The sequence below is a fragment of the Methylosarcina fibrata AML-C10 genome (genome assembly GCF_000372865.1).
Taxonomy (GTDB): Bacteria; Pseudomonadota; Gammaproteobacteria; order Methylococcales; family Methylomonadaceae; genus Methylosarcina; species Methylosarcina fibrata.
The window spans coordinates 3223116-3241410 of sequence record NZ_KB889965.1; the positions used below are offsets into that span (position 1 = coordinate 3223116).

At 53.1% G+C, this 18295-nt stretch carries 16 protein-coding genes; 4 read left to right on the forward strand and 12 right to left on the reverse strand.

Annotated elements, in window-relative coordinates:
- Positions 1-92: 92 nt before the first annotated feature.
- From A3OW_RS0115125 to A3OW_RS0115170, 9 genes are all read right to left on the reverse strand, one after another.
- Positions 93-578 (reverse strand): VOC family protein, encoded by a 486-nt coding sequence (locus A3OW_RS0115125; RefSeq protein WP_020564292.1) that lies wholly within the window; start codon positions 576-578, stop codon positions 93-95.
- A gap of 351 nt (positions 579-929) precedes the next feature.
- Positions 930-1268, reverse strand: a complete 339-nt coding sequence (locus A3OW_RS0115130) for a type II toxin-antitoxin system PemK/MazF family toxin (RefSeq protein WP_020564293.1) — start codon at positions 1266-1268, stop codon at positions 930-932.
- On the reverse strand, positions 1268-1504 hold the full coding sequence (locus A3OW_RS0115135; protein WP_020564294.1) for a hypothetical protein: 237 nt from the start codon (positions 1502-1504) through the stop codon (positions 1268-1270). Before A3OW_RS0115135 ends, A3OW_RS0115130 begins: the two co-directional genes overlap by 1 nt.
- A 131-nt stretch (positions 1505-1635) precedes the next feature.
- Positions 1636-1980, reverse strand: a complete 345-nt coding sequence (locus tag A3OW_RS0115140) for a hypothetical protein (protein ID WP_020564295.1) — start codon at positions 1978-1980, stop codon at positions 1636-1638.
- Between the two features lie 485 nt (positions 1981-2465).
- Positions 2466-2951, reverse strand: coding sequence for a hypothetical protein (locus A3OW_RS0115150; protein ID WP_157385913.1), 486 nt, complete (start codon positions 2949-2951; stop codon positions 2466-2468).
- Positions 2952-3028: 77 nt separating this feature from the next.
- Entirely contained in the window at positions 3029-3865 is an 837-nt protein-coding gene (locus A3OW_RS0115155; RefSeq protein ID WP_020564298.1) for an NYN domain-containing protein, read from the reverse strand.
- Between the two features lie 85 nt (positions 3866-3950).
- Positions 3951-4808: a DUF2806 domain-containing protein gene (locus tag A3OW_RS0115160; RefSeq protein WP_020564299.1), complete on the reverse strand. Its 858-nt coding sequence runs from the start codon at positions 4806-4808 to the stop codon at positions 3951-3953.
- Between the two features lie 358 nt (positions 4809-5166).
- Complete coding sequence (locus A3OW_RS0115165) at positions 5167-6318, reverse strand: IS91 family transposase (RefSeq protein WP_020564300.1); 1152 nt, start codon at positions 6316-6318, stop codon at positions 5167-5169.
- Complete coding sequence (locus A3OW_RS0115170; RefSeq protein ID WP_020563895.1) at positions 6315-7163, reverse strand: tyrosine-type recombinase/integrase; 849 nt, start codon at positions 7161-7163, stop codon at positions 6315-6317. Before A3OW_RS0115170 ends, A3OW_RS0115165 begins: the two co-directional genes overlap by 4 nt.
- Before the next feature lie 302 nt (positions 7164-7465).
- On the opposite strand from A3OW_RS0115170, the gene A3OW_RS26530 reads away from it, so the two are divergent.
- The gene (locus A3OW_RS26530) at positions 7466-8053 is read left to right on the forward strand and encodes a GNAT family N-acetyltransferase (RefSeq protein WP_020564301.1); all 588 of its coding nucleotides are present in this window, start codon (positions 7466-7468) and stop codon (positions 8051-8053) included.
- On the opposite strand, the gene uvrA is transcribed toward A3OW_RS26530, so the two are convergent.
- On the reverse strand, positions 8032-10914 hold the full coding sequence (gene uvrA, locus A3OW_RS0115180; protein WP_020564302.1) for an excinuclease ABC subunit UvrA: 2883 nt from the start codon (positions 10912-10914) through the stop codon (positions 8032-8034). The two genes, A3OW_RS26530 and uvrA, sit on opposite strands and share 22 nt — an antisense overlap.
- A gap of 155 nt (positions 10915-11069) precedes the next feature.
- On the opposite strand from uvrA, the gene lpxH reads away from it, so the two are divergent.
- From lpxH to A3OW_RS0115195, 3 genes are all read left to right on the forward strand, one after another.
- Positions 11070-11795, forward strand: a complete 726-nt coding sequence (lpxH, locus tag A3OW_RS0115185; RefSeq protein ID WP_020564303.1) for a UDP-2,3-diacylglucosamine diphosphatase — start codon at positions 11070-11072, stop codon at positions 11793-11795.
- A 274-nt stretch (positions 11796-12069) separates the two neighbouring features.
- On the forward strand, positions 12070-13908 hold the full coding sequence (locus A3OW_RS0115190) for a methanol/ethanol family PQQ-dependent dehydrogenase (RefSeq protein ID WP_026223635.1): 1839 nt from the start codon (positions 12070-12072) through the stop codon (positions 13906-13908).
- 187 nt (positions 13909-14095) lie between these two features.
- Positions 14096-14965 (forward strand): quinoprotein dehydrogenase-associated putative ABC transporter substrate-binding protein, encoded by an 870-nt coding sequence (locus A3OW_RS0115195; RefSeq protein WP_020564305.1) that lies wholly within the window; start codon positions 14096-14098, stop codon positions 14963-14965.
- A gap of 69 nt (positions 14966-15034) precedes the next feature.
- Here the strand turns inward: A3OW_RS0115195 and malQ are convergent, their stop codons facing one another.
- Both malQ and A3OW_RS0115205 read right to left on the reverse strand, forming a co-directional pair.
- Positions 15035-16501, reverse strand: a complete 1467-nt coding sequence (gene malQ, locus A3OW_RS0115200) for a 4-alpha-glucanotransferase (RefSeq protein ID WP_020564306.1) — start codon at positions 16499-16501, stop codon at positions 15035-15037.
- 16 nt (positions 16502-16517) lie between these two features.
- Complete coding sequence (locus A3OW_RS0115205; protein ID WP_020564307.1) at positions 16518-18209, reverse strand: glycoside hydrolase family 57 protein; 1692 nt, start codon at positions 18207-18209, stop codon at positions 16518-16520.
- Positions 18210-18295: the final 86 nt, after the last annotated feature.

Here is an 18295-nt window from a genome sequence, read left to right on the forward strand (position 1 = left end):
GATGGGCCGACGAAGGAAGCTCATCGCATTGTTTGATGGGCTTCGTGCCGCAGCCCTTCCTTATAGCTCTACGGTCCTGCGAAGACGCAATCTCAACCGCGGCGCGCCGCCTCGATTGCAGCGATGTCGATCTTTGTCATCTGCATCATTGCATCGAATGCGCGCTTGGCGGCAGCGCGGTCGGGATCGGTTACCGCCTCCGTCAAAGCCAGCGGCATAATCTGCCAGGACAAGCCCCATTTGTCCTTGCACCAGCCGCACGCACTCTCTTCGCCGCCGTTGCCGACGAGCGCATTCCAGTAACGATCCGTTTCGGCCTGGTCAGTGGTTGCGACCTGAAACGAGAAGGCTTCGTTGTGTTTGAAATTGGGTCCGCCATTGAGCCCGAGACAGGGAATTCCCATCACGGTAAATTCGACCGTCAACATATCCCCTTGCTTCCCGGACGGAAAATTTCCCGGTGCGCGGTGTACCGCGCCAACGGATGAATCGGGGAAGGTCTTGGTGTAAAAACGCGCCGCCTCCTCGGCGCCGCCATCGTACCAAAGGCAAACCGTGTTCTTTGCTTGCTTCATCATGCCAGTTCTCCATCTTGATGAGCCGCCCGAAACCGGAGTCAATGACGCGCTCGCAGCCGAAGGGCATTGGCTCGGCCAATATTTCCGCGTCAATATGCGACAAAATTCGTACCATTCTGGCACCGCTTCACCGGGCTTCGCACAGGCCGGATAATCGAAGTCCCGATGGCACCTACTTGCTACTTGCTTGATTTATTAGAGACCGGGCGATTATCAATACGACCCCCGCCATTGATTTTTGTTCGCTCCGGTTCGTAACAACGGAATCGGTCGACTTGAATCCGCGATGCCGTTTGGGAAAGGGAGGAGTCCATACCATTATCTTGCGGGCTTGAAACACATTGTTGAATTTTACAACCCCATAACCAATTTTAGGCCGTCATTTAGCGCATTTATGTGTTGAGTGCTTAGTTTGGATGCCTTCTCAGTTAGATACTTTTTGTCTAGCGTAATAATTTGACTGACATTGATAACAGAATCTTTTGCCAGCTTTGAGTGCTTTTTCTCTAGCAACACATTGCCTGGCGCATCTGCGAGGCGAACATTTGAAGTAATTACGGCAGCAAGAACGGTGTTGATCTTGCTGTTATTGAATTCATTGGAAGAAACGACAACGACTGGACGACGAAAACCAGGTTCGGAACCTCGTGGCTCACCTAACGAAGCCCACCATATTTCACCTTTTTTCACTACCACTCATCCTGGTCTATAGAACGCCTTTGGAGTTGATAGTAGTCTTCGCCAAGAGAGTTACTCTGAGCAGAATAAATTTCATTCAACTTTTCAGTGACCCCTTGATTTTTATGCTTCTCTATAAAGGCTTCAACGGCCTTTGAATACAGCTCGCTACGAGATACCCCTAGCCGATTGGCTAAGGTTTCAGCCGCCTGAAATACTGGGTCTGGGATAGATATTGCAGTTTTCATGAGTCAAAGTATAACCTTGGTTATACTCATCTGTCAACACAGGCCGAATCGAGGAAATTTAACGTAAAGCATACCCGAACACAAAAAGCGAAGCATCGCGTAGCTTTTTGTGGTCCGTGTTTATGCGCTTGTTATGTTTTTTCATTCAATGAACCTTCCAAAGCTTTCTGGCGTAATTGCAATCGCTCAATGTCAATGTAAGGACGGATTATCCGCATACTCGCCGACGAGTAACCAAGAATTCCAGCGTAAGCAGCAAAAATTCCCGCCATTACGCAAAGGGCTCCTTGCCAATATGCTCCAAAAAGATTAATTCGATTCAGTAAAAAACTCGCCGCTAATAATAAGATTGCAGCGATAAGACACCAAACTCTTGGGCTTATGAAATTTTTTGCAGGGTTCTCCAACCGCTCAAATTCTCTGAGAAATTGTTCGAGAACCTTTAATTCAAATTGTTCAGGTTTTTCTAATGACATTTCGATCCCTTGAAAACGCTTGAATTAAGCCGCGCCGCGAAGCGGCGTCGGCTTGAATGAATTGTTAGGCCTCACGGCGCTAAGCCCTGTGTTGACTCAAACCGCTCAGCGCAGTCTGGACAAAGCCCAATCTCGTTGACGGTGAGTGGATGGAAGTACTCCATGGCCTTGTCCTTGAAATACAGCCCCTCTTTAACCTCAATCTTGACCCACAAGTTGAGCTTTAGTTAGACTATCTGGCTTGAAATACAGCCCCTCTTTAACCTCAATCTTGACTGGGTCGTATCCGGTTGTTTGGCACATGACACACTGGTTCAAGTACTTCTTGAACCCTTGATACTCATCTAGCCATTCGTTCCGATTGCGTTCTGTTTTCATGAGGCCCAACGCCGAGCTAAGGAGCGCGGAGCCGCATCGCGGCGGAGTGTCCCTTTGAGCGATGTGTTAGGTGCATTTCCCTCATTCACGCCTTCAAGCTGAGCAAGTTATTCAAAGATTGTTACTTTGATCGCCGCTTCGATCTTCTCAATAAGCCTCTGTGCTAACCCTTCAAGCACATCGAGTTCGAAATCGTGTGGATCGTAGATAGTTTCCAGACTTTCGAAATACTCAAACTCTTTTCTTGGATACAGCTTGTTCGCCTTTTCGATCGATTCTCGTTCTTTGTGAGAAATTTCGAAATATTGCGCCAAGCCGTTTCCTTCTGCGGCATCTAGCGCCTTCACCAAATCATGATTCAGCTTCTTCCGATTTTTCTTCTTGTATCCGGCAGTGAAAAGAAATGCTTTCAACGCCAGTTCAATGGAATGACAGATCAAGTAATACCGAACAGGGGAAAACCGATGCTCAGGAGCTTGAAAAGCTCGAGCAGCGGCGAGGAAATCTGCTGCGTAATTCCTTAGCCAATGGCCATCGACATGGGCAACGACATTTGATATCTGCAATGTGACTTCTTTGCCGCTTGAACTCACAGGCCCCCCTCTGTTTTTCGCACCTAACTTAAATCTCAGTTGCCGCCGCGTTAGCGGCGGTCAACTGGAGCGTTGGGTTAGGTATTTAAGTTAACTTTCGTCTCGGACTTTGCTCGGACATATAAATTTTTGTAGTCAGAACCATCTACGGCTCGTTCCTCAGTTACAAAAATATCCGACATTGCTTTTACGAGATCAGAAAGTTTTTTATATCCGTATGTGCGCGAATCAAAATCTGATTTCAGTTTATTTAGATAGCTTCCAAAAGTTCCAAGATGCGCCCAGCCGCTATCATCACTTGATTGCTCTAGCGCATCCAATACAAACTCTTTTGGGAAAACTGGCTGTAGTGGATTAGGGGATTCGCTAATTACGGGAGAAGCGGAGGCTTTTTGCTGATTCACGTTCTCTGTTAAAGATACAGTAGATTCAGTCTGAGCGGAAGGTCGTAGCACTTCAGTGAAAATGAACTTGTGACACGCATTTTTGAATGCGTCTGGTGTTTTTTGTTCACCAAAGCCAAGCACAGTTAGCCCTTCTTCTCTAAGTCGCATTGCTAAACCGGTAAAATCGCTGTCACTGGTAACAAGGCAAAACCCATCGAATTTGCGTGTATAAAGTAAATCCATAGCATCAATTATCAATGTGCTATCCGTTGCATTCTTGCCTGTAGTATAGGCAAATTGCTGTACTGGCTTTATTGCATGTTTTTGTAATACCTTTTTCCATGATGCGCTGGTTGGTGCCGTGAAGTCTCCATAGATTCGTTTAACAGTGGCTTCACCAAATTTGGCTATTTCGGCTAAAAGTCCTTCAATGACGGTGGCTTGTGCATTATCGGCATCAATAAGAACCGCTAATCTCAACGTGGGGTCTTCCGATTCAATTTTGGCTACAAATTTTGGAGATACCATTTTGTTCCTATATCTATGATGTGTCTAACGTAAAGCTAAGCCGACCGCTGGAGCGGGGCGGAAGCGGTTCGGATTGAGCGCCATGTTAGGAGATTTGCGCTTCTGGCAGATACGCACGCCATTTTTCTTTAACATAGTCAGCAAAGCCTTCCACGCCGGGAGCGTTAATAATACTTGCCAACTCTTTTCCAGCTTGCGTAAGGAGCACATTTCCTAGCTCAAGATTATTGTCTGTATCTTTCTGCATTGTTAAAGCCAATGGCTGCCCACAGTAACCTACGACAAATTGTTTTGGCAAGCGCTGCCTACTAAAGCCCGCGATTCCATTAAATTGGATAAGGCCTAAACTATCCAAATGTGACAAACTCTCAAAATTTATTCCTACTTTGTTATATATCTCTGCCTGAGGATCAAAGACCAGCGGGGTAAAGTTTCCGATAAACCAACCAAACCGACATAAAGATTGGAATAGCAATGCATCTTTTTTGTCTAAATCGCTAAATAGGTTAACTGTTCTCTTGGAATATGTACCTGGTGAATTAGCCTCACCAGCCAATACTTTTGCCCAAAGAGTTTGCATTTCGTCATCAGAAATTATTCTTGACTTATCGAAGAAGTTCGCAATCCAATCATCTTCCATCTGCTCCGGCTTTGATTCTTGTTTCAAATGCGGTATAGATTTTTTTGTAATTTCCTCCATGTTTTCTTGTCGATTTGCTTCTTCCTCAACAAACCGATGCATCGCGCGACGATGAAGTTCAGTAATTTCAATTTCAGATTTTGCTTTTATGAGGTTGGCTTCAGCTTCGGCCTTGGCAACACGCTTTATTTGCCATGGCTCAAAAACCCCACCAATTGCGGATGAAACTTTTTGAATCAAAGTGTCCGCAGGCTTGGATAAGTCTCCAAGATTAACTAATGAAGTCGAATTGTCGTCTGACATCTTCACTCCTAACAAATAAGCATTTTATCTGTCGTGCGCAAGCATGACAGATAAATGTGTGTTGGACTAAGCCGCTCTGGATGTTTGGCTTAGCCCGCCTTCTTTATTAATGGGGATTGTATTGTTTTCGAGCAGGGTTGTCCAAGATTTATCGGCTTTCTATGGACGTTAGTCTTGTTTGTAACTGACCGATTAGCTTCTGATAGGTCCGTCGAGGGAAGGATTTATTCAATTTTGTTCGCTTCATTTGTTAGTTTTTCGGTTTTTTCTTTCTCTCGGCCGCACGGTATCCCAGGCCTTTTGGCGCCTGTGGACGGGCTGTGCCGTTCCTGGCTTAAGCTTCCGATCGGTTTATCGCTTAGCCATACTCTATGCGCTTGGGCGCTATCTCTCCGACGACGATCATACGGCCTGTTTGGCATTGCGGACATAACTGCGGTTTTTCAATGATCGGCGCGGTAACGGGCTGACTGTTTACAACTTCCTGCTCGACGATCTCTTGCTCGGCTATGGCTTGCAGAGTATGCCGGATTTGCGCCAGCTTTTGTCGCCGGCATCGGTTGGCGAGAAAGCCGTAATGGCGAATGCGCATGAACCCGATCGGCAAAATATGCCATAAGAAGCGTCGAATCAGTTCTTCACCGCCCAACACCATGACTTTGTTGCGGTCATGATCCCGGTAGTCCTTGTAGCGCAGATGCACTTGGTCTTCGTCTATCTGCCGGATCCGCCCATTACTGAGTGCGGTTTTGCGACTGTAGCGGGCCAGATACTGGACCACTGTTTCGGCTTGGTTGAGATAGGCTTTGGTGTACACCACCCAGTCTGTTTGCATGAGCTCACGGAGTCGCGTATCGATTTCCGCAGGACGCGTGATCCGTTGCAGTTCACCGCGTTGCGCACTGTACCGCAGGCGGCAAACCATTCGACCCCGAAAAAATCGGGACAAGGCCCGGACCGGAAACAGGTAATTGCTTTTGGCCGGATGCCAGTCGCCTGCTTCGGTCAAGGCGCCGCCGGCGACCAGGCAGTGCAGATGCACATGCCGACTCAGATTTTGCCCCCAGGTATGCAAGACCGCGGTCATCCCCAGGGTGCCGTGCAATCGTTTCGGGTCTTGGCCAAAATGATCCAAGGTTTCCCAAACGCTCTGGAATAAGCACCGGTAGATCACTTCGGGGTGCAGTTCGACCCAGCTATTGAGCGTATGCGGCAGTGTGAACACCAGGTGATAGTAGGTCACCGGCAGAACCGCCTGCAACTGCTGTTGGCACCAGGCTTGTTGGGCTTGGCCCTGGCATTGCGGGCAATGGCGGTCACGGCAGGAATGATACTGCGGCTGCTCGAAGCCGCACTGCCCGCAACGCCGTCGCAGGCCACCCAAGGCTTCGGTGCGGCATTGTTCGATATGCCGGCAGGCTTTTTGCTGAATCGGGGTGAGCGCATGCTGCGTCTGATAGGCGGGCAGAAATCGCTCGAAGACCGCCTGCAAGCCGACGTCGCCGCTCATAACGGCTGCTCCAGTTGGGCCAACAGGTCGCCGCCGCTTCGGCTTTCCTGATAACCCGGCACCCAATGGACATAACGCAAGGTCGAGCGGATATTCTGATGGCCCAGCTGATGCTGCAGTTGATGCAGCGGCATGCCGGCTTCCAGCTGATGGGTCGCATAGGCGTGACGCAGGCTGTGAATGCCGCCGATCTTGTCGACCCCGGCGCGTCGTTTGGCCTCCGAAAAAAGCTTTTGCGCACTGGCAATACTCAACGGCGAGTGGGGATCGGCACCGGGAAACAGCCATTGCGGCGGCCGCAGTTCACGCCAATAGGCACGCAATAGCTGCAATAAAGTAGGCGACAGGATCACGGCCCGATCCTTAGCGCCTTTGCCTTGTTCCACTCGCAGCAGTCGCCGTTCGCCATCCAGGTGGCGAATCTGAATCGACACCAATTCACTGACACGAAGTCCGCAACCGTAACAGGTCGACAGTAACATGCGGTGTTTGAGGTTGCCGTGGGCCGCCAGGATGCGGCTGACTTCACTGCGCATCAGCAGTTCCGGAATGCGTTGTTCTTGTTTAGGCACCTGCAGCTTGACGCCAAAGCTGTCCTGGCCGAGGACGTGCAGATAGAAAAAACGGAGCGCATTCAGATACAAGCGGCAAGTGGCCGGCGAGAGGTGGCGTTCTTTGACCAGTGCGAGGAAGAACCCTTGCAGTTCTTCCCCCGACAGTTGAGCCGGCGAACGATGATAATACTTCGCCAACTCGGCGACAGCCATCAGATAACTGCGCTGGGTTCTCAGAGCCATGCCGCGTACCAGCATGGCATCGATCATTTTTTGACGTAACGGAGTCATCACATTTCTCCTCTAAAGACTGACCAACAGCGGTCAATCAGGAGTGTGCGACTTATTGTTACGAAAGGGAAATTTAGAGCTGTGCCAAGGCACCGCGCAGCGGTTTAGTTCAACAAATAATTATACAGTTTCTGTATATCTTCCTGACTCTACATCTTATTTGCAACAAATTTGTAACGTTAGTCAGTTGCTAACGGCATATCGTTCTAAATTGGAAGATATGCCGATCCAGATATTATTCTGAACCGGAATCATTGCCTTACTATCAGCGGCAAATAGTTGTATTCTGAAGGTAACCCAATATGTCCTTAAACAACAACCCCATCGAAATTACCCGCCTGACTCTGGCCGACCTTCGAGCCGACGAATCCGGCACGGCGATCGAACAACTGGCCGAACTGATCGTCGAAGCGTTTCGGGAGCCGCCGTGGCACGAGCATTTTTCGGCGTCGCGAATCCATTTCGGTCTGGGCGTCGAGCTGATGCGGCAGGGCGCGCTGCTGTACGCAGCCAAAGAGCAGGACGCCGGCCGGATCGTCGGCTATGTGCTGGGCAAGGAACTGGCCGCAGGCGAAGGCAACGGGCATCAGCAGACGTTAAAAGACATATCCGGCACGGCGGCGCTGGATTATCTCTGCGAGAACGGGCGGCGGGTATTTTACGTAAGCGGGCTGGCGGTCAGGTCCGGCTTCAGGCGCCGAGGCATCGCCGAGCGGCTTTCGCTGGCCTTGCTCGACGAGCTGCGCCGGCAGGGATTTTCTTACCGTCTGGGGCGCACCGACCGTTCGATGATCAGCATGCGCAATCTGTATCAAAAGCTGGGATTCAGGGAATTGCCGGTCACCGACGCCAACCACTCCGAGCGAAGCTACTGGCTACTGGCGCTGTGACCTTCACTCGCTGCCCTTTTCTTGACCGTTTGCGCAGGCTGATCGGTCTCGAAAAACCGCTTTAGATAAACGCCGGTATGGGAGACCGGGTTTGCCGAGACCTGCCGGGGCGTGCCTTCGGCGATCAGAAGGCCGCCGCCATCGCCGCCTTCGGGTCCCATGTCGACGATCCAGTCGGCGGTCTTGATCACGTCCAGGTTGTGCTCGATGACGATGACGGTATTGCCGTGGTCGCGCAGGGTATGCAGCACCGCCAGGAGCTGCTTGATGTCGTGGAAGTGCAGCCCGGTCGTCGGCTCGTCGAGAATGTACAGCGTTTTGCCGGTGTCGCGCTTGGACAGTTCCTTCGACAGCTTGACCCGCTGCGCCTCGCCGCCGGACAGCGTGGTGGCGTTCTGGCCCAGCGTGATGTAGCTCAAGCCGACCTCGGTCATCGTTTGCAGTTTCCGGGCCAGCGCCGGTATCGCGCTGAAGAACTCGGCCGCGTCTTCGACGGTCATCGCCAGCACTTCGTGGATGTTCTTGCCTTTGTAGCGGATTTCCAGCGTCTCCCGGTTGTAGCGCTTGCCGTGGCAAACTTCGCAGTTGACGAAGATGTCGGGCAGAAAATGCATTTCGACCTTGATCACGCCGTCGCCCTTGCAGGCCTCGCAGCGCCCGCCTTTGACGTTGAAGCTGAAGCGTCCGGGCGTGTAGCCGCGGGAGCGCGCTTCCGGCGTCGCCGCGAACAGCTCGCGGATCGGCGTAAACAGCCCGGTGTAGGTCGCCGGATTCGAACGCGGCGTGCGGCCGATCGGACTTTGGTCGATGTCGACCACCTTGTCGAAATGCTCCAGCCCGTCGACGCCGTCGCAGGGCGCAGGCAAGGCGCCGGCGCGGTTGATCACGCGCGCGGCCTGGCAGAACAGGGTGTCGTTGACCAGCGTCGATTTGCCGGAGCCGGAAACGCCGGTCACGCAGGTTAAAAGGCCGACCGGAAAGGCGATGTCGACGTTTTTCAGATTGTTGCCCCGGGCATTGCGGACGACGATCCGCCTGTCCGGGTCCGGAGGCTTCAGCGCGGCGGGCACGTCGATGCCGTTTTTCCCGGACAGATACTGCCCGGTCAGGGATTCCGGCGTATTGACGATGTCCTCGACGCTGCCTTGCGCGACGATGCGGCCGCCGTGCACGCCGGCGCCGGGACCGATGTCGACGATGTGCTGGGCCGAACGGATCGCGTCTTCGTCGTGCTCGACCACGATCACGGTGTTGCCGAGATCGCGCAGACGGAACAGCGTATTCAGCAGTCGCTGGTTGTCCCTCTGGTGCAGCCCGATCGAAGGCTCGTCGAGCACGTACATGACCCCGACCAGGCCCGCGCCGATCTGACTGGCCAGACGGATGCGCTGGGCTTCGCCGCCGGAAAGCGTCTCGGCGCTGCGGTCCAGGGTCAGATAGTCGAGGCCGACGTTGACCAGAAACTCCAGCCGCTCCTGAATTTCCTTGATGATTTTGACCGCCACTTCGCCGCGCTTACCGGGCAGGCTGAGCTGCTGAAAAAAATTCAGCGCCTTCCGGATCGGAAAGGCGGTCAGATGATGGACCGGCAGATTTTCGATGAACACGTTCCGCGCGGAAATGTTCAATCTCGCTCCGTCGCAAACGCTGCACGGCTTTTGTGATAAATACTTCGACAGTTCCTCTCTGACCAGTTGCGAGTCGGTTTCGTGATAGCGCCGCTCCATGACGGCAATGATGCCTTCGAAGCGGTGTCGCTTCTTCTTGGAATAGCCGAATTCGCTGAGCAGCTTGAATTCGATCTCTTCGTCGCCGCTGCCGTACAGGATGATCGCCTGGATCTCCCGGGACAGCTCCGAGAAGGGCTGCTCCGGATCGAAGCCGTAATGCTTGGCCAGGGAGCAGATGATTTGATAGTAATACGCATTGCGCCGGTCCCAGCCGCGGATCGCACCGCCCGCGAGGCTGATGTCCGGGTTGTGCACGACCAGCTCCGGATCGAAAAATTCGCGGATGCCCAGGCCGTCGCAACTGCCGCAGGCGCCCTTGGGATTATTGAAAGAAAAGATGCGGGGCTCCAGCTCGGTCAGGCTGTAACCGCAATGAGGACAGGCGTAGCGTTCGGAGAAAAGAAGTTCCGCACCGTCGTCCAGGCACGCCGCGATCGCTTTGCCGTCGGCGAGCCTGAGCGCGGTCTCGAAGGATTCCGCCAGCCTCAGGGTGATGTCGTCGCGGATCTTGAAGCGGTCGATGATCGCTTCGATGGTGTGCTTCTTTTTAGGCTCCAGCGCCGGCGCTTCGTCGAGATCGTAAACGATGCCGTCGATGCGGGCGCGAATGAAGCCCTGGGCGCGCAGATCGTCGAGCAGTTGCGTATGCTCGCCCTTGCGCTCGTTGATCACCGGCGCCAGCAGCATCCAGCGCTGGTCCTGCGGCTGCGCCAGAACCTGGTCGACCATCTGGCTGACCGTCTGCGCTTCCAGCGACACCTGATGCTCCGGGCAGCGCGGCGTGCCGGCCCGGGCATAGAGCAAGCGCAGGTAATCGTAGATTTCGGTGATGGTGCCGACGGTGGAGCGGGGGTTGTGCGAGGTCGACTTTTGCTCGATGGAAATCGCCGGCGACAGTCCCTCGATATGGTCGACGTCGGGCTTTTCCATCATCGACAGGAACTGGCGCGCATAGGCGGAGAGCGATTCGACGTAGCGCCTTTGTCCTTCCGCATAAATCGTGTCGAAAGCCAGCGACGACTTGCCCGAACCGGAAAGTCCGGTAATGACGATGAGCCGGTCCCGAGGCAGATCGAGATCGATGTTTTTCAGGTTGTGGGTACGGGCGCCGCGAATGCTGATGGTATCCATCAAAAGATTCCTGCTATTGAAAGAACTCCATACTATACGATCAAATTTATCTTCAACACAAACTCCGGTTGGTAAAAGCGGACGCAGCCATTATGATAGGCCCGCCTTATTCAACACGATCGGCCTTTCCGTTTTCTCAATTCGCTCGCTTGTCCATGAACAACGAAATTCTGTTTATTTCCGATCTCCACATCTCTCTCGAAAAAACCGAGATCACCCGGCGTTTTCTCCGTTTTTTGAAAGAGCGTGCACCCCAGGCCGCCGCCGTTTATATCCTGGGCGACCTGTTCGATTCCTGGATCGGAGACGACGACTCGACGCCACCGAACGATGCCGTCAAAACAGAGTTGAGAAGGCTCACCGCTTCGGGAACGAAAGTTTTTCTGATGCTGGGCAACCGCGATTTCCTGCTCGGCGAAAAATTCTGCCGGGACACCGGCGTAGTCCTGCTCGGCGATTACGAGGTGATCGATCTGTTCGGCGTGGCCACGCTCTTGACCCATGGCGACCTTCTTTGCACCGACGACCTGCCTTATCAGGCGTTCCGAGCCAAATCCCGAACGCCCGAATGGCGGCGCTCGATCCTGTCGAAGCCGCTGGCGCTGCGCTTGTTGGGCGCGCGCTGGTACCGCTTCCGCAGCTTTTTGCACAAAAGGAAGAAAAGCCGGGAAATCATGGACGTCAATCCGGATACCGTGGTTCGGACGATGCGCGAACACGGCTGCTTGCGGCTGATCCATGGCCATACGCACCGTCCCGCCGTACATCGTTTGAGCATCGACGAACAGCCTGCCCAGCGCTTCGTGCTGGCCGACTGGAAAAAGGACGCGGCCGAGGTTTTATGCTGGAACGGCGAAGGTTACAGGATCGAACGAATCTGATTTTCCGGAATTTCCGGTAAGGGTGTTCGGCGATTCATTCTTCAAATAGCCCCGGACCGAATCCGCAAGATAATAATTTTTTTGGCCTTTCGCTTTTTGCCTTGCGGTCCGAGTCTATTAAGGGTTGACTTTTTAAGGAAAATCATTAAATCTACGCAGCTGGAGTGACCTGTTTTGATCACGAGCAGAACATTAAACATCACCCAAAACTAATATTAGTCAAAAAAACATAATCAGTATTTTGTGGCATAACAAAATACCAGGAGAAAAAAATATGAAGAAGCCTTTAAAAAGTTGGCTGCTTGCTTCAAGTGTGGCGTCAATCTTGGCCGCGCCAGCTATTTCAACTGCTAACAGCGATCTTGACCAACTGTCACAAAACCCTGCGAACTGGTCTATGTGGGGTGGCAACTACTCGGGTACCCGTTACAGCAAACTCGATCAAATCAATACCTCTAACGTAAAGAACCTGCAGCCGGCCTGGTCTTTCTCTACAGGTGTTTTACGTGGTCATGAAGGCGGCCCATTGGTCGTAAACGATGTTCTTTACATTCACACACCTTTTCCCAATACCGTTTTCGCGATAGATCAAAAGACCCAATCCGTGATCTGGGAATACACTCCGACTCAAGACGCGGACGTCACCATTCCGGTCATGTGTTGCGATACCGTTAACCGGGGTCTGGCCTACGGCGACGGCAAAATCTTCCTGCAACAATCCGATACCGTTTTGACCGCACTGGACGCCAAAACCGGCAAACGGATCTGGAGCGTGCAAAACGGCGATCCGAAACTGGGCATGACCAACACCAACGCGCCGTTGGTCGTTAAAGACAAGGTGCTGACCGGCATCTCCGGCGGCGAATTCGGCGTCCGCGGCTTCCTGGCGGCTTACGACATCAAGACCGGCCAATTGGCCTGGAAAGGCTACAGCATGGGTCCGGACTCCGACACGCTGATCGATCCGAGCAAAACCACCACCTGGAAAGACGGCAAAGTCACTCCGGTCGGTCCTAACTCAAGCACCGGCACTTGGGAAGGCGATCAATGGAAAATCGGAGGCGGCACCACCTGGGGCTGGTACAGCTACGATCCTCAATTGAACCTGATTTACTACGGCTCCGGCAACCCGTCCACCTGGAACCCAACTCAACGTCCAGGCGACAACAAATGGTCCATGTCCTTGTGGGCTCGCGACGCGGATACCGGAGCCGTGAAATGGGTTTACCAGATGACGCCTCACGACGAATGGGACTATGACGGCATCAACGAAACCGTTCTGGTCGACCAGGAAGTCAAAGGCAAGATGCACAAAACCATCGTACATTTCGACCGTAACGGTGTGGGCTATACCCTGGACCGTGAAAACGGCGAACTGCTGGTTGCCGAAAAATTCGACAAGTCGGTCAACTGGCTGACCCATGTCGACATGACTACCGGCCGTCCGGTAGGCGTGCCAAAATACAGCACCGAGCACAACGGTGAAGACGTCACTACCGAAGGCGCCTGCCCTGCCGCATTGGGTGCCAAAAACATGGCACCTACGTCTTACTCTCCACAAACCGGGCTGTTCTACATTTCAGGCAATCACCTGTGCATGAACTACGAGCCGTTCGAAGTTTCCTACACAGCCGGTCAGCCTTATGTGGGCGCGACCCTGACCATGATGCCTGCCGGTGCGGACGTCATGACAGGACAACCCGACGGTTCGACCAACCTCGGCCAGTTCACTGCGTATGATGCAAAAACAGGTAAGATCGTATGGTCCAACAAAGAGCCGTTTTCCGTCTGGTCAGGCTCTGTTGCCACCGCCGGCGGTGTGGTATTTTACGGTACGCTGGAAGGCTACCTGAAAGCAGTCGACGCAAAGACCGGGCAGGAACTGTACAAATTTAAAACGCCTTCCGGCATTATCGGCAACGTCAACACCTGGAGCTATAACGGCAAACAATATGTCGGCGTACTGTCGGGTATCGGCGGCTGGGCAGGTATCGGCATCGCAGCCGGTCTCGAAGGTGAATCCGAAGGTTTGGGTGCCGTGGGTGCATACAGAAGCCTGAGTTCCTTCACCAAATTGGGCGGTACCCTGACTGTATTTGCATTGCCCAATTAAAAACGATCCGATTGAGTTGGATTGATCGCTGAAAGCCCTGGCTGATGATAATCAGCCAGGGCTTTTTTTGTGCGGAGCAAACCTTTGCGAGCCGAGAGGTTTTACCGAAGCGGCGATTTTTTTAATTAAATCGCGGTTCCGTTTCTAGTAAACTATTCCATTATCGGCTATACATCGGGAGAATTTAATGAGGGCTGCACCTCTAATTTATACAATACTGGCCGGCCTGTTGCTGGCTTCAAGCACGTTTTCAGCTTCAGCGGCGGATAAATTCAAGGTCTGCGCCGATCCGTTAAATCCGCCTTACTCGACAAAAAAGCAGGACGGCTTCGAAAACAAAATCGCCGAACTGTTCGCCGAAAAACTCGGGCAGACCATCGAGTACACCTGGTTTCCTCAACGCATCGGCTTTATTCGCAATACGTTGAACGCACCGGTCGACGAGAGCAAAGTCGACAGCGACGAATACAAGTGCGACGTCGTGATGGGCGTGCCGGCGGGCTTCGACCTGGCATTGACCACCGCGCCCTACTACCAGTCGACTTATGTCTTGCTGATCGCCAAGGGACGCGGCTTCGACGACGTCCAGGAGGCTTCGGAGCTGGCCGGTCTGCCTTTGCAGCGCCAGGAAGAGTTAAAAATCGCGATGTTCGACCGCGGACCCGGTACTGCCTGGCTGCAACAGCAGGGCTTGCTCGACGTCGGCATTCCTTATCAATCGATGTCGGGAGACAGCGAAAACAACGTGGCGATGCAGATTGCCAGGGACATGAAGGCAAAAAAGATCAATATGGTAATTTTATGGGGTCCGCTGGCCGGCTACGTCATCTCGCAGAGCCCCAAAAACAGCTATACGATGATACCCATGAAGTCGACGCCGGGACTGAAAATGGAATTTGCGATGGCAATGGGCGTGCGCAACGGCGACAAAGCCCGGAAAGAGATGCTGGATCGGCTGATTGCCGAAAATAAGGAGAAGATCCGGGCCATCATCGCTTCCTACAACATTCCATTAACCGAGATCAAGGCCCACGATATCCCGAAGGACGACGACTGAGTTTTGCTGTCTGCCCCTTTTTCGGCAAGGGAGGCAAAGAGCCAAAGCCTCCCTTGGCGCCCGTTCCCGTCACTTGCGGTCGTAGAGCTCCACCCAGTGGGCCAGTTTCTCGGCGCGTTCGGAGGTCAATTGCTCCCATTGAAAGCGCCAGAGCCAGTTTCCGTGGCAAGTGCCGGGAATGTTCATCCGGTGTTCGGTGCCCAATTCCAGGATGTCCTGCATCGGGATGACGGCAAGGTTGGCCACCGACCGGAAAGCCGCCTGGATCAGCGCGCAGTTCAGCGTCGTCGACGGAAATCCGAGATATTCGTAGACATGGTACCTTTCATGATCGCCGAGCTTGTCGGCCCAGCCCACCGTGGTATCGTTGTCATGCGTTCCGGTATAGACAATACTGTTTTTTTCATGATGGTCGGGTAGATAAGGATTATCGGGACCGCTGCCGAAAGCAAACTGCAGAATCTTCATGCCGGGCAAATTAAATTCGTCCCTCAACTCCTCAACTTCCGGCGTGATGATGCCGAGATCTTCGGCGACCAGCGGGATCTGGCCGAATTCATCCTGGATGGCCTGCAACAACGGCTTGCCGGGCGCTTTCACCCATTTGCCGTTGATCGCCGTTTCTTCATTGGCCGGTATTTCCCAGGCCGCCTCGAAGCCACGAAAATGATCGATTCGAATGATGTCGAACTGTTCCAACAGGGTTTCCATTCTTTTCAGCCACCAATCGAAACCGTTCTCTATCAAAGTTTGCCAGTTATAATGAGGATTGCCCCAGCGCTGCCCGGTTGCGGAAAAATAATCCGGAGGCACGCCGGCCACCACGGTCATTTCCCCGGCGTCGTCGAGTTTGAAAACGTCCCGGTTGGCCCAAACGTCGGCGCTGTCGTAAGAAACAAAAATGGGAATGTCGCCGAACAGCAGGACGTCGCGCAAATTGGCGTAGGCTTTCAATTCCATCCATTGCCGGAAAAATACGTATTGCTCGAATTTGATGCAGTCGATCGCATCCTTTAAACGTTTCCGGGCTTCCTTGATTACCCGCACGTCCCGTTCCTTGTAGGGCTCGGGCCACTGATTCCAGCATTGCCCGCCAAATTCCTCGCGAAGCGCGATAAACAAGGCAAAATCGTCGAGCCAATAGGCTTTTGCCCGGCAAAAATGAGCGAAGTCGGCTTTGTCATGCTCTTCCGCACGCGCCAGAAATCCTTGATAAGCTTTTCTGATCAGAAAACTTTTATCTTCTTTCGAGGCTTCCGACACGCGGTCGTGAACATTCAACCAGCCGACCTTGATCAGGTTATCGATATTGATCAGCGAAGGATTGCCGGCATGAGCCGATAGACAGGCATAAGGCGAGCCTTCCGCGTGGGTCATGCCCAAAGGCAGCGTTTGCCAGACGGTCAGTCCGGAGTTTTTAAGAAAATCGACGAAATAGTAGGCATCCTGTCCCAGGTCTCCCTGTTCGCCGGTTCCCGGCAGCGAGGTGATGTGAAGCAGAATACCGGCACGGCGTTTGTTTAGAAGATTATTCAAGTTGTGTGATCTCAAGTTATTGTTCTACGCCGTGGCGCATGGTTCCACCCATCGCCGGAGCGCCTGTCCCCTGGGTAAATGACAAGGCCAGATAAGGCGGAGGCTCCTTACCCAGCAATTGGTATAAATTGGTCAAGTTTAGGCGGTACTGTTTTTCAAAACTGCTGACCGCATATTCCGGATTGTAGTCGCCGAACCACCAGAACCAGTCGGAACCCTCACAAACCGCCAACTGAAGTTCGGCCTGCCTTAACTGCGAATCGCCAAGCCTTCCTGCGGCTACGGCCTGGTCGAATTCCTTTTTGACGTCGCCCAGCATGTCCCAGCCGCGATTCTTGTCGGTGGATCCTATCCACGTCGAAAAGGTACCGTAGACCCAACTGCCTGCCGCCAGACGGACCAACGGTTTGACCGGCACTTTTTCCTTCAAGCAGGCCGAAAAAGTAGTCAACTCGATATCGGGATGTCCGGCCAGCCGTTCATACAAGCCGCGCAAGAAATAATAGCCGTTATACGGAAAATACTCCCAGGCATTTTCTCCGTCCATGATGATCGAGACAACGGCGTCTCCAGACTCGTGAGCGGCAATATTTTCCAAATGATGAATCAAATCGGCCACGGCATCGTCCGCGTGCCATTTCGAATACTCGAAACCGATCCGATCCGACAAGCCGTCATCGCGAAAAAAACAGGCGATGCCGTTTTTTTTCAGCCTGAACGGATGGTGCAGGCTGACAGGGCGATGATTTTCCGGCAAATTCAGGCTGTGGCTCAACACGGCGCCGCCGCTGGCCGCCCATTTAAACCCGAAATCACCCAAAAGTTTCAGAGCATATTGACTGATCGACCCCTCGGATGGCCAGACGCCCTTGGGCTTGAAGCCGAAAAATCGTTTGAACGTCTCAACGCCCTTTTCGATGTGCCATAGCGCGCGTTCTTCTCCGCCCGGATACAGGTCGAGTTCGGGCAAGGAACAGCCGGGCATGGCTTCGTGAGCCGATTTCAGATCCAGCAGCAAAGGCAGGATCGGATGGGCATAGGGGCTAACGGAAAGCTCTATCTGACCCTTTTTGGCCAGCGTCTTATAGCGATAAATCACGTTGGCCAGCAATTCGCCCATGATTTCCAGAATTTGCAGCCGGTCGTGCAACGTATAGCCGCCACCCTTTTCGATCAGGTGTTTGATGCGGTTATCCGTTAATTTAACCGTTTCTCCCATCCAGGCCAGATGATACCAAACCAGCATGTCGGCAATAAACTGGGAGTTGACGTATGCCAGCGCCCCGTAATGCTGTTCCAGCCATTCCGCCATTTCAACCAGTTTCCGGAAGGCGGGATATCGATCGATCTGCCTTTCGCGATGGGCCCGCATGCAGTTCTTGATCAATTGCGAGCGCGCTTCCGGATCCTCGGGAAGATCGGCAGCCACCAAGGCCGCCAGCAAGTGATCCGTCAGGGCACGGCCGTGATTCAGATAGCCGCTCACCTGATTGGCATACGCTTCGATCTGCTCCAGCAAAATCGGCGCAAAGTTCACGACCGCTCTCGCCTCCGGAACCGCTTCCAGATGCGCCGCCATATCGACATAATCCTTGATGACGTGAAGGTAGGTCCAGGGCAAAACGAACTCTCCCGAATGCAGATCCCTGTATTCGGGCTGGTGCATGTGCCAGCACAAAACAAGCTTTAATTTTTTTCTTTCGGACATGACGGCCGCAGTCGCCCAACCGGCAATGGCAAAACAGCTTGGCCGAGGCGGCAGGACATTTTCAGGGAAATGAAATACGCCGCCGA